Origin of the sequence: Blautia sp. DFI.9.10 (assembly GCF_024461705.1) — a bacterium.
In the GTDB taxonomy this organism is placed as follows: Bacteria; Bacillota; Clostridia; order Lachnospirales; family Lachnospiraceae; genus Blautia_A; species Blautia_A fusiformis.
This window is the reverse complement of the sequence record NZ_JANGAA010000028.1, coordinates 25,036-37,851: the sequence shown is the minus strand read 5'-3', so window position 1 is coordinate 37,851 and position 12,816 is coordinate 25,036. Positions and strand designations below refer to the sequence as shown.

The 12,816-nt window shown below is 43.6% G+C and carries 11 protein-coding genes and 1 pseudogene; 10 read left to right on the top strand and 2 right to left on the bottom strand.

Annotated elements, in window-relative coordinates; all coding sequences use genetic code 11:
• Together NE671_RS16220 and NE671_RS14205 are read right to left on the bottom strand one after the other, a co-directional pair.
• A partial coding sequence (locus NE671_RS16220; RefSeq protein WP_420314114.1) for a helix-turn-helix domain-containing protein occupies positions 1-45 on the bottom strand: 45 nt, incomplete at its 3' end.
• Positions 41-142: pseudogene (locus NE671_RS14205) on the bottom strand (transposase); the annotation flags it as partial. The pseudogene NE671_RS14205 and the gene NE671_RS16220, both read right to left, overlap by 5 nt.
• Positions 143-549: 407 nt before the next feature.
• Between NE671_RS14205 and NE671_RS14200 the strand changes: the two are divergent.
• From NE671_RS14200 to NE671_RS14155, 10 genes are all read left to right on the top strand, one after another.
• Positions 550-2,166, top strand: coding sequence for a mannitol dehydrogenase family protein (locus NE671_RS14200; protein ID WP_173740587.1), 1,617 nt, complete (start codon positions 550-552; stop codon positions 2,164-2,166).
• A gap of 56 nt (positions 2,167-2,222) precedes the next feature.
• Positions 2,223-2,522: an HPr family phosphocarrier protein gene (locus NE671_RS14195; protein WP_244095968.1), complete on the top strand. Its 300-nt coding sequence runs from the start codon at positions 2,223-2,225 to the stop codon at positions 2,520-2,522.
• 38 nt (positions 2,523-2,560) lie between these two features.
• Positions 2,561-3,445 (top strand): carbohydrate kinase family protein, encoded by an 885-nt coding sequence (locus tag NE671_RS14190; protein WP_244095969.1) that lies wholly within the window; start codon positions 2,561-2,563, stop codon positions 3,443-3,445.
• A gap of 93 nt (positions 3,446-3,538) precedes the next feature.
• Positions 3,539-3,931: a VOC family protein gene (locus tag NE671_RS14185; RefSeq protein ID WP_015526181.1), complete on the top strand. Its 393-nt coding sequence runs from the start codon at positions 3,539-3,541 to the stop codon at positions 3,929-3,931.
• 142 nt (positions 3,932-4,073) lie between these two features.
• On the top strand, positions 4,074-4,718 hold the full coding sequence (locus NE671_RS14180) for a GntR family transcriptional regulator (protein WP_059086720.1): 645 nt from the start codon (positions 4,074-4,076) through the stop codon (positions 4,716-4,718).
• 167 nt (positions 4,719-4,885) lie between these two features.
• The gene (locus NE671_RS14175; protein WP_173740588.1) at positions 4,886-6,265 is read left to right on the top strand and encodes an APC family permease; all 1,380 of its coding nucleotides are present in this window, start codon (positions 4,886-4,888) and stop codon (positions 6,263-6,265) included.
• Positions 6,258-7,667 carry a serine hydrolase domain-containing protein gene (locus NE671_RS14170; protein WP_015526178.1) on the top strand — a complete coding sequence of 470 codons (1,410 nt, stop codon included), beginning with the start codon at positions 6,258-6,260 and terminating at the stop codon, positions 7,665-7,667. The genes NE671_RS14175 and NE671_RS14170 overlap by 8 nt, the downstream gene beginning before the upstream one ends.
• A gap of 188 nt (positions 7,668-7,855) precedes the next feature.
• The gene (locus NE671_RS14165; protein ID WP_173740590.1) at positions 7,856-8,866 is read left to right on the top strand and encodes a leucine-rich repeat protein; all 1,011 of its coding nucleotides are present in this window, start codon (positions 7,856-7,858) and stop codon (positions 8,864-8,866) included.
• Complete coding sequence (locus NE671_RS14160) at positions 8,863-10,215, top strand: vWA domain-containing protein (protein WP_256164111.1); 1,353 nt, start codon at positions 8,863-8,865, stop codon at positions 10,213-10,215. The genes NE671_RS14165 and NE671_RS14160 overlap by 4 nt, the downstream gene beginning before the upstream one ends.
• A 145-nt stretch (positions 10,216-10,360) precedes the next feature.
• Positions 10,361-12,775, top strand: coding sequence for a GH36-type glycosyl hydrolase domain-containing protein (locus NE671_RS14155; RefSeq protein ID WP_015526176.1), 2,415 nt, complete (start codon positions 10,361-10,363; stop codon positions 12,773-12,775).
• Positions 12,776-12,816 lie beyond the last annotated feature (41 nt).

The window sequence follows — 12,816 nt, the reverse complement described above, 5'->3', positions numbered from 1 at the left end:
CTGCTCTTTATTTGGATAGATCCTTATTTTTACGGCGCGGTTCATTCTTCTCACCCTGGCTTTCTATATACTGCCGTATCGTTTCAATCGTTGCTCCGCCTGCACTGAGCAGACAGAATATCTGACCCCAGAATGCATCTTTCATGGTCTAACTCCATTATATTTATCATCCTTTTTCTTATATCAACGGATATGTATTTATGAACTAATTGTTCTTTTCAGTATACTACATCAGGGAAGGGAGAACAAGTGTTTCTTTTATACTATAGAGATTTTTTTGAGCAGACATGCTCCGATGTGCAATTCATCTCACCACCTGAAGAGGTGAGAGAATTCTTGCTACATTTGTTAAATGTATTTTAGTATAAATTTGCGGGAAATGCAATGTAGGGGAGAACGGGTAAAAGTAAACAAAAAAATAAGAGTAAAATTAGACGCTTTGCCAATAGATTTTTAAAAAGGAAAGTTTTATACTCTACTTACAGTTAAGACATAAACATAAGTAAAAGACATAAATAACGAAATGAACGAAAAAAAGGAGGTTCTATCATGAAATTAACAAGAGAAGGAATCAAAGAGCGTGAAGCATGGGAGAAAGCAGGCATCAATCTTCCAGGATACGATGTAGAGGCAGTTACTGAGAAAGCGAAGAAGGAGCCAGGCTGGGTACATTTCGGAATCGGAAATATCTTCCGTGTATTTATCGGAGGTATTGCAGATGGTCTTCTGGAAGGGGGAGTTCTTGACAGAGGCATCACATGTGTAGAGACCTTTGATTATGATGTAGTAGATAAGATTTACGCGCCATATGACAACCTTGGCTTAAATGTCATTCTCCACGGTGATGGAACCCGTGAATACAAAGTTCTTGGGGCGCTTGCAGAAGCAGTGAAAGCACAGTCATCTGATGCTGGACAATGGGACCGCCTGAAAGAAATTTTTGCGGCTAAATCCCTGCAGCTGGTTTCCTTCACTATCACAGAAAAGGGTTATGCACTCCAGAAAGCAGACGGAACATGGTTCCCGTTTGTGGAAGCAGATATTAAGAACGGACCGGATAAGGCAACGGGAGCAATGGCAGTTCTTGTGGCTATGCTGAATGAGAGATATAAAGCAGGGAAATATCCGATCGCCCTGGTATCCATGGACAACTGCTCACAGAACGGCGCCAAGCTTCGTGAGTCCGTGCTGACTATGACAGAGGAATGGCATAAAGCGGGCTTCGTAGATGATGGCTTCGTAGATTATGTAACGGACGAGAAGGTGGTTGCATTCCCGTGGACCATGATCGACAAGATCACACCTCGTCCAAGCGAGCAGATCGCAGCAGACCTTGAGAAGCTTGGCGTTGAAGACATGCAGCCGGTGATCACAGGAAAGAAGACATACATAGCACCATTTGTTAATGCTGAGAAGCCACAGTATCTTGTTATCGAGGACAGCTTCCCTAACGGACGCCCTGCTCTGGAAAAAGGCTTCGGCGTATATATGGCGGACAGAAATACCGTCAATCTTTCCGAGAGAATGAAAGTAACCGTATGCCTGAATCCTGTACATTCCGCAACCGGCCCTCTTGGTGTGGTACTTGGCTATGATCTGTTTGCACATATGCTGAACACGAACGAAGATATGATGAAAATGGCCCGTATGGTTGCTTATGACGAGGGACTTCCGGTAGTTGCAGATCCTGGAATCCTTTCCCCGCAGGCATTTGTGGATGAACTCTTTAATGACCGTTTCCCGAATGAGTATCTTGGAGATACCAACCTTCGTCTGGCTGTAGATGTGTCCCAGATGGTAGGTATCCGTTTCGGTGAGACTGTAAAAGCATATGTGAAGAAATTTGGAGATGCTTCCAGACTGACAGCAATCCCGCTTGGAATCGCAGGATGGCTGAGATACATGCTGGCTGTAGATGACGAAGGAAACAAATTTGAGCTTGCACCGGACCCGATGAATGAGGAGATCACAGAGCAGCTTAGCGATATCGTGATCGGAAAACCGGAAACCTTCAAGGATCAGCTGAAGCCGATCCTTTCCAATGAGAGACTGTTCTTCACAGACCTTTATAAAGATGGTGTCGGAGAGAAGATCGAGGATATGTTCCGTGAGATGATCACAGGATCTGGAGCTGTAAAGGCGACTATTCATAAATATGTAAAATAAAACCAGGGTTACGAGAAAGGTTTATGTAAGTATTTTGCATAGGAGAGTAGACAAAAATGATAGTAAAAGTAATTTTAGGCACAATGCAGAATGCAAGAAAGCTGGTAAGTATTGCAGAATCCATCCCCTATGATGTAGAATTATGTTATGGCCGTTATGTTGTAAATGCGAAGTCTATGCTTGGTGTCTTAAGTATGCCTGAGTTTGACGAGGGAGAGCTTCATATACATACAGATAATGAGAAAGAATGCGAGAAGATCCTTTTTCAGCTGCTTGATCAGAACCTTATTGTGGACACAGGAGATGCTGTGAAAAGATCCATCTATGATATCACACAACCTTTGGTGAGATCCTGATCGATTTTACATCTCAGGATATCAATGAGGATGGACAGATGCTGTATGCCAGAAATCCGGGCGGTGCACCAGCCAATGTTGCAGTTGCAGCAAGCAGACTGGGAGCTCATACTGCATTTATCGGTAAAGCAGGAAAAGATATGCACGGAAAGTTCCTGAAATCTGTTCTTGAGAAAGAAAGCGTGGATACCAAGGGTATGCTCCTAGACGAAAATTATTTTACTACACTGGCTTTTGTGGAAGTCAGCGAGACTGGAGAGAGGACTTTCTCTTTTGCAAGAAAACCGGGAGCGGATACGAAGATCCAGAAGGAAGAAGTGGATGTGGATGTGCTGGATCATACCCATATTTTTCATGTTGGATCCCTGTCCCTGACGGATCAGCCTGCAAGAGATACCACGTTTTATGCGGTAAAAAGAGCAAAAAACAAGGGCAGCGTGATTTCTTACGATCCCAATTACCGTGCATCTCTGTGGCTGGATGAAAAGACAGCGAAGAAGCATATGAGAAGCCTGGTTTCCTATGTGGATCTTATGAAGATTTCGGATGAAGAGACAGAACTTCTGACAGATCATAAGGATGTCCGGGAAGCAGCAGAAGCACTGTACAGCCAGGGCGTGAAAGTTGTGGCAGTTACACTTGGCGGCGAAGGAGCATATCTTTACGGCAAGGATGGCGGCTGTATGGTACCAGGATTTGCAGTGAAACAGATCGCAGACACGAACGGAGCCGGAGATTCTTTCTGGGGCGGTTTCCTGTACAAAGTCAGCACAGCAGAGAAACATCTGGACGAGCTGACCCAGGAGGATCTGAAGGAATTTGCCCGTTTCGGCAATGCAGTGGCCAGTCTCTGCGTGGAGAAAAAAGGTGCGATCCCGGCAATGCCGGAGCTTGCACAGGTGGAACGCAGAATTGCAAAGTGATCGTATTCATAAAACTGTAGCAGAGTTGAATCTAAATCGCGAAGCGATTGTGTTTATGAGTATGTCAGATTTATGAAAGGATGAGGTTTTGAAATGAATTTAAAAGATCAGATGAACGGAGTTCAGCACGTAGGTGTGCCAACCAATGATATTGAGACAACCATTAAATTTTATGAGGCACTGGGATTTAAGATCGCTTTCCAGACGGTGAACGAGGCTGCCAATGAGAAGGTTGCTTTCCTGAAGCTTGGAAATCTTGTGATCGAGACTTACGAGAACAAAGCAGCAAAAATGGAATCCGGCGCCATTGACCATGTTGCCATTGATGTGAAGGATGTGGAGAAAGTCCACGAGTTGGTGACAGCAGCAGGACTGAATACCACCAATGACGAGGTGCATTTTCTGCCGTTCTGGGAGAATGGTGTGAAATTTTTTACTATTGAAGGCCCGAATAAGGAGAAGGTGGAGTTCAGCCAGTATTTATAAAATGTGTAAGTCAATTAAGTCTCCTGCAAGAATGTGGGTACCTGTCTTAATGGTAATTTACAATACAGTAAAAATACGCTAGAATAGAATACTGTTAATATTCATCTAAATAAAAAAGATCTATAAGAACAGGAGTATATACATGCTGGGACTTAAACCAATAAAGACTTTACCCATAAGAGAAAAGATTGCGGCGAATCTCAGAGAGGCAATTCTTTCAAAAAAAATTCCGGCGGGGGAAATTCTGACACTGGAAAGTACTGCGCAGGAACTTGGAGTGTCCATTACACCTACAAGAGAAGCCTTTCAGATTCTGGCAAGAGATGGACTTCTGGAACTGGAGCGAAATAAACGTGCAGTAGTTCTTGGAGTGAATGAAAAAACGATCCGCGAACATTTTCAGGTGCGGGCGGCACTGGAAAGTGAAGCCTGTGTTTTGTGTTGTGAAAATAAGATCGATCTTCAGAGGATTGATCAGATCCTCAAGGTTTCCAGAGAAGAGATAGAAAAAGGTGATTTTGAAAGTTATTCAAGTCTCAATCAGACTTTGCACATGGAATTATGGACAGCAGCAGGAAATGATAAACTTAAAAATATGCTGTCAGAACTGTGGAACGGACTGTCTAGAGGCGTACTGGTAAATGAAGAAGAGTACGTAAGAAAATCTCTGAAAGAGCATGAGGAAATTGTAGAAAGTATTCGAAAAGGTGATGCTATGGAATGTTATCTGCGTATGCAGAAACATATAAAAAGCAGTTGTGAGAACTTTGTGCAACGGTATAATTAGGCTGTAGAAATTACCATTTTTCTGTAAAAGTATACAAAAACAGAACAGATAATTTTTACAAAACGCCGAAATTGTTAATTGTTATTGACAGTTACGGCGTTTTTCACTATTCTTTATGTATACAATATAAAAAATAAAAAATAAAAAGTAAAGAAAGGCGCAATGAAATGAACGACAAGAACATAATTGTGAACAAGCCGGAACCGAAACCGGGTATACTTGAGCGTGGTGATCTTTTTGCGATCGCAGTAGGAATGGTAATCGGCTCCGGAATGGTAACTCTGATCGGACCGGCAATGGCTTATACCGGTTATTCTGTATGGCTTGCTTATCTGACAGCGATTGTCATGGGATTCTTTATGGTTTTTCCGTATATTATTCTTGGTGGGACCATGCGCGTGGCAGGAGGCCCGTATTCCATCGTAACGAACCTTTCCGGAGTCAGCACCGGAGGTCTGGTAGCTTATACGAAACTGGTAACGCCGATCCTCAACAGTTCTTTTGCGTTGGCACTGGGATTGTATTTGAATAATCTCCTCCCGGGAATTACAGTGAAAGCACTGGCAATCGCAGGTGTTGTTATCCTGTTTGTTCTGAATCTTCTGGGAATGGATATTTTTGCAAAGGTAAGCAAGATATTATCAACGGTTCTTCTGATCACAATGGTTCTGTATGTTGTTTTCGGACTTACACAGATCAGACAGCCGATCTTTGATTTTTCAGGAGATAAGATGTTTACCGGCGGCTTTAAAGGCTTTATGCTGGCGGCACTTCTTCTTATCAATTCCGCAAATGGTTACTACAATGTTCTGTGGTATGGTAAAGACGCGAAAAGAGCAACGAAAGATGTTCCGTTTGCGGCAATGTCCTGCGTGCCATGTCTGCTTTTTATTTATGTGGGCCTTGCGATGGTTACAGGTGGGGTGCTTCCTCACGATGAGGTTGCAGGTGTGGAAACAATCCTTCCGGCAGCACAGGAGATCCTTCCTGGTATTGTGTATAAACTTTTTATGATCGGCGGACCGATCATGGCAATTATCACTACTTTGAATGGTGTATTTAATGATGTACGATATCCGATCGCTCAGGCTGCCAAGGATGGATGGCTGCCGAAAGGAATTCTGAAGGAAAACCGTTTCGGAGCACCGTACCTGATCTATACCTACACACTGATCGTAGTGTTGCTTCCGATCATTTTTGATATGAGTATCGTGACGATCACAAATATTTTCCAGGTGATCACATTTTTTATGAATGTTACAGTTGTGTATGCAATTTCACGTCTTCCGAAGAAATATCCGGATACCTGGAAGAAGAACAAATTTCACCTTTCCAGTGCAGGACTTTACGTATTCTGTACCATCAGTATCATCATTTACACGATTATTTTTATAAAAGGAATTTTCAGTATTAAACTTGTATATGCAGTATCTGCTGTTATAGTTATGGTTGCATTGATCCTGATTGGTGTATATCTCACCAGAAAAGGTGGAATCCGTATCGAGACATCCATATGGCAGCCTGCAGAGGAGGAAAAAAATGAATGAATTAAATCCGTTCAAGCTGGCAAAAATGCTTGAGGAACTTGAGAACACCGTAGAATTACACAGTATTTCTGTACGGTATAAAGGAGAAAAAGTTGTTGAAGGAGCCTGGGCACCTTTCTCAATGGAAGAGCCGCAGATGCTGCATTCTTTATCAAAGATCGGAACAAGTATCTGTGTTGGATTTGCGGTGGATGAGGGAAAACTTCATCTGGAGGATAAATTTCTGGATTATGTGAGAGAAGATCTTCCGGATGAATATGATGAAGCCCTGGAAAATATTACCGTATATGATCTTCTTACCATGCAGGCCGGTTCCCCGGAATGCTGTAATAATGTATGGTTTTCCAGACTGGAAAAAGACTGGGAGAAGAACTGGCTTGGACAGCCTAAGCTGAAAGAAGATATCGGAAAAGTTTTTCATTATGATTCCGGATGCAGCTATACACTTTCCAGGATCGTGACCAAAGTTATGGGTGAAAACTGTCTGTCCATTATGCAGAAACGTGTTTTTGACAAACTTGGTTTTGGAAAGATCAACTGGCTTACAAGTCCTGAGGGACATAATACCGGCGGCTGGGGCATGTATCTGACCGCAGATCAGATTTCCACACTGGCACAGCTCCTTCTCCAGAAAGGAAACTGGAAGGGTGAGCAGCTGGTGCCACAGTGGTGGATCGAAGAGATGGGACAGTCAAGAGTCGTAATTCCCGGAGATGAGAAAAAAGCACTGACTCATTATGCATATCACATCAAAGCAGGAAAAGAGATCTTTGCGGCAGAAGGAGCATTTGGACAGTATTTGGTGTGCTTCCGGGAACTTCCGGTTGCTATTGGCATTACCGCAGGTGCGAGAGAATATCTTGCGGCAGATATCTGCCTTAAATATATGAAGGAAGCAGTTTCCATACCTTGCCCGGAAGAAAAACGGGAAGAAGGAGAGAAATATCTGGAAGCAAAAATAAAAAGCCTTTCTCTGCCACAGCCGGAAGGCAGACTGAAAACTGCGGAAAAAGAACTCAGTGGATTATTTAACCGGGAGATTATTTTTACAGAAAATCCGAGAAACATTGAAAGTGCAAAGATCATTCCGGAAGGATGTAAACTGCGTCTGGAAATGATAGTCCAGGGTGAGAAAAAGATTGCTTATGCAGGATTTAAGAGCTGGAAACAGAACGATCTTTATCCGGATGATTTTACAAAGAGATATCACAGCATTGCTTATGGAATGGATCAGGAAACGTTATATCTGTCTGTGGGACTGCTCAACACTTCCTACAGGGAAGAGTATTCCTTCTGGGTCAATTCTAAAGATACCGTGATCGCGACCTGGAGACCTAACGTTACCTATCTTCCGGAACAGCCGGATATGGTATGGAAGTTTACAGGAAACTTTAAATCCTGAAGAGAAAAAACTCAAAGTATAGACCGATAAAAATATAGCAATTCCTCCAACCTTATGATAAAAGAAACGAACAACCCGCAGGATACTGACTTGCCATCAGTGGTCCGATGGGTTGTTTTTTGTTTGGAATAAGTCTACAATAGGAAACAGAAATTTTTATTATTGTGACATAGGGAAGAAAGTGTACGATGAAAATACATTACAGAATTAAAAATAATGCAATAGAGATCGTTCGGTGTTATGGTACCGATGACCGGATCGTGCTGCCGGAAGAGATCAATGGCCTTCCGGTAGTCAGTGCGGCGCCGTATGCGTTTTCCGCACACAAGGACGGAGAAGAAGATGCAGAAACCTGGGAGAGCGAAGATGTAATTTCGTTCGGAGAAGAGAGACTTCTTGCCGGGGAGGAAGTGCAGGAGATCGTTTTCCCGGATACGCTGAAGGAAATCGGAAGATATATTTTTTATGGATGCAAAAAACTGGAACGGCTGGAATTTTCGGATACGCTGATGCAGGTGGGAACCGGGGCGTTTACGGGCTGCAGCGGGCTGAAGGAGCTTGTGATCCATCAAAAAAAGGGAATCAAATCCTGTGCGAAGGAGATTCTTGGGGAATTATGGCAGAAGATTGATGTGGATTTTCTGTATGAAAATGGTGAGGCAGGTGGAAAACGTGCGCATATGGTTTTTCCGGAGCATTATGATGAGGCGGTGGAGAATACGCCTGCGAGAATTCTGTTTACGGAGTATCATGGCTCAGGGACCAATTACCGGCAATGCTTCTACAGCAAAGAACTGGATTTCGCAGAGTATGACAGCCTGTTTGATATGGCAGTGGTAATGGATAAGTTGGAGGTTCTGGTTGATATGAGCTTCGGACGACTTTGTCATCCGTGGCAACTGAGTAAAAAGGCGAAGAAGCAGTATGAGGATTATATCCGGGGAAATCTTAAGGATATCGGGGAATTTCTGGTGGAAAGCGGAAGCTTAAATGGTCTGGAGCTGCTTTCTCGGGAAAAACTCTGGAACAGAGAGGGCCTGGAACATAGTATTGATGTGGCGTCCGGGAAGAAGGATATGGAGATTTCCGCATTTCTGATGAATGAACGCAGCCGGATGCAGAAGGAAGAGCAGAAGGTGGCCGGGGAGACAGAAAATGAGAGGTGCCCTGTTAAAAGGAGAAAGAAGTTTCAGTTATGAGTGATATAGAAACAACTGAAAACAATAAAAATAACTTCCTGCCCGGTCAGGGATCCAATTCCCAGGAGGCAGCCCAGCGTCTCCAAGACATCGGCAGCAGCATCCTCCGGGCGGCAAGAGACGAGCTGTATCTTGGCATGCGTTTTCTGGATGTGGCGCTGAGCAGCTTTATTTATCAGATGGATGGTTCGGTCAGTCCGTTTGGAACAGACGGGGCTGTGATGTACTTCCATCCGGCACAGCTTGGCGGGCTTTATAAAGAAAACAGGATTCTTGTGAATCGAGGATATCTCCATATGGTATTTCACTGCATTTTCCGGCACTTTGGGAAGCCGGGAATAGAGACGCGTTTGTGGAATTTAAGCTGCGATATTGCAGTGGAGCATATGATCGACGGGATCTATCACCGCTCAGTCCGATATTCCAGAAGTCTTCTCCGGAGGGAAAACTACCGTCTTCTGGAAAAGGAAAAGAAGACGCTGAATGCAGAGAGAATCTACAAGATTCTGAAAGAAGAATTTCTGAAGGAAAAAGAACTGGCACAGCTTGAAAAAGAGTTCTACGTGGACGACCATAAATACTGGGCAAACCAGCAGCCCGACCGGAAACCCAATCCCCTGATGAGTAAAAAATGGGGAGATATCAGCGATGGGATCGAAACAGACCTAGGGACTTTTTCCAGAGAGTCAGGAGAGCAGGACGGAGATTTTCTGGACCAGCTGAAAATAGAGAACCGGGAACGATATGATTATCGGGAATTTCTGCGGAAGTTTGCAGTATTTCGGGAAGAACTGACTGTGGATCCGGACAGCTTTGATTATAATTTTTATACCTACGGGCTTTCCCTTTACGGGAATATGCCGCTGATCGAACCCCTGGAAACCAGAGAAGTGAAAAAAGTTTCGGAATTTGTCATTGTGATCGATACCTCCATGTCCTGTTCAGGAGAACTGGTACAGAGATTTCTGGAGGAAACCTATGGGATCTTAAGCGACAGCGGGAATTTTTTCCAGAAGGTAAATATACACATTATCCAGTGTGATGAGAAGGTGCATTCGGATGTAAAGATCACCGGTGCAGAGGAATTGCAGGAGTATATGAACAGCCTGGAACTTTACGGTGATGGAGGTACAGATTTCCGTCCGGCTTTTGCTTATGTGGAAGAGCTGATGGAAAAACGTGAGTTTGAAAATCTTAAGGGCCTGGTGTATTTTACAGACGGATACGGGCTTTTTCCGGCAAAGATGCCGCCATACCGGACAGCATTTGTATTTATGGAGCAGGAGCCTGAGGATGTGGATATCCCGGCCTGGGCCATGAAGCTGGTGATCACGGAGGAAGAATTGTAAAGAATTATATCCATATCTTATGTCATGAATCTGATATTTTAATCTTTTATTTTGTATATTGCTATCTGCATATCAGTTATAGTGTAGAAAATAGGTAACAGCAGACAATGTTACGGAAAATATACAGAACAGGAGATTGTATGGCATGAGATATGGGTATTTTGATGAAGAAAAAAAGGAATATGTGATTACCAGGCCGGACACACCTGCTCCGTGGGTGAATTATTTGGGATCGCCGGAATACGGAGCAATCGTTTCCAATAATGCAGGGGGATACAGCTTTGCAAAATCCGGGGCGAACGGCAGAATCCTGAGATATATTTTTAATCAGTTTGATCAGCCGGGAAGATATATTTATCTCAGGGATAATGACACAAAAGATTATTGGTCAGCATCCTGGCAGCCGGTTGGCAAAGATCTCAGTGAGTATAAAAGTGAATGTCATCATGGCACAGCCTATACTAAAATGATGGCAGATTACAGCGAGATACATTCAGAGGTGAGATACTATGTACCGCTTGGGCAGTCCTACGAGGTATGGAATCTGAAAGTTACCAACTGCTCAGACAGAAAACGTGAGATCAGTGTGACTGGATATGCAGAGTTTACAAATAACAGCAATTATGAACAGGATCAGGTGAATCTGCAGTATTCCCAGTATATTACAAGAACAGTATTCTGTGGAGATCGTGTACGTCAGATGATCCATGCGAATCTGGACGGCCTTAAGGATGGGGAAGAGGTTGATAACAAGAACGTGTTCAACCGATTTTTCGGCCTGGCTGGAGAGAAGGTTTCTTCCTGGTGTGGTGACAGGGAAAAATTCCTTGGAAGATATCACGGATACAACAATCCAGCAGGGGTTGAAGCTGGTGTATTATGTAATGAGGGAAATTATAATGAAAACAGCTGTGGAGCTCTTTCAGCTGTAATTACTCTGGAACCGGGAGAAAGTCGGGAAATGGCTTTTCTGGCAGGAATGAAGGAGGATAATGAAGCAGCGGAGATTATAGCACATTATGCAGACTGTGAAAAAACATGCGCGGTGGAGCTTGAAGAACTGATCAGTTACTGGCACGGACAGCTTGCACATTTTCAGATCAGAACACCAAGTCCGGAATTCGATACCATGATCAATACATGGAACGCATATAACTGTTTTATGACATTTATCTGGTCACGTGCAGCATCTTTTACTTATTGCGGACTTCGTAACGGATATGGATACCGTGATACTGTACAGGATATCCAGGGTGTGATCCATCTTGCACCCCAAATGGCACTGGATAAGATCCGTTTCATGTTGTCAGCACAGGTAGATAACGGCGGCGGTCTTCCACTTGTGAAATTCACACATAATCCGGGACATGAGGATACACCGGATGATGCATCCTATGTACAGGAAACCGGTCATCCGGCATACCGCGCAGATGATGCACTCTGGCTGTTCCCTACTGTATACAAATATATTTCAGAGACAGGAAATTTTGCATTCATCGATGAAGTGATCCCGTTTGCAAACAAGGATGAAGGAACTGTATACGAGCATCTGAAAAGAGCTATTGACTTCTCCATGAACCATCTTGGCAGACATGGAATGCCGGCCGGACTTTATGCAGACTGGAATGATTGTCTGAGACTTGGAAAGGATGGGGAATCTACTTTCGTTGCATTACAGTTCTATTATGCAATGACTATCCTGAAAGAGTTTGCAAAATACAAAAAAGATGAAAAATATATAAAATACCTGGAAGAAAAACAAGAGCAGCTTGGAAAATTGATCCAGGAACTCTGTTGGAATGAAGATCGTTTTATCCGTGGGTTTACGGAGCGGGGAGAGGTTATCGGAAAGAGAACTGACCCGGAGGCAAACATGTGGCTGAATCCACAGAGCTGGGCTGTGATCAGCGGCCTTGCAACAGAGCGGCAGGCAGATCTGGCTCTTCAAATGGTTTATGAAAGATTGAATACAGAATACGGTGCAATCCTTATGGATCCTCCATATCATGCAAATGCTTTCGACGGAGCACTTGCGGTTATCTACAATGCAGGAACAAAGGAAAATGCGGGAATCTTTTCACAGTCACAGGGATGGCTCATTCTGGCAGAAGCACTTTGCGGACATGGTGAGCGTGCATTTAATTATTTCCTGGAGAATGCTCCGGCAGCGCAGAATGACAGGGCTGAGATCAGACAGCTGGAGCCATACTGCTATGGACAGTTTACAGAAGGAAAAGCAAGCCCGAATTTCGGACGATCTCATGTGCACTGGCTGACAGGAACAGCATCTACTGTGATGGTAGGATGTGTAGAAGGAATTCTTGGCATGCGTCCGGATTTCTATGGCTTACGTATAGCACCATCGATTCCAAAAGAATGGGAGAAGTTTGAGATAAGCAAGGATTTCCGTGGATGTCATCTCCATATCACTGTGAAGAATCCGGGACATGTGGAAGCCGGATGTAAAAAACTCTATGTAAATGGAGAAGAACTTCCGGGTAATTATATTCCGCAGGAGAAACTTACCGGTGAGACAGAAATTGAATTCTATATGTCATGACATAATGGATATAAATTGCGAGGAGATCACATTTATGAATA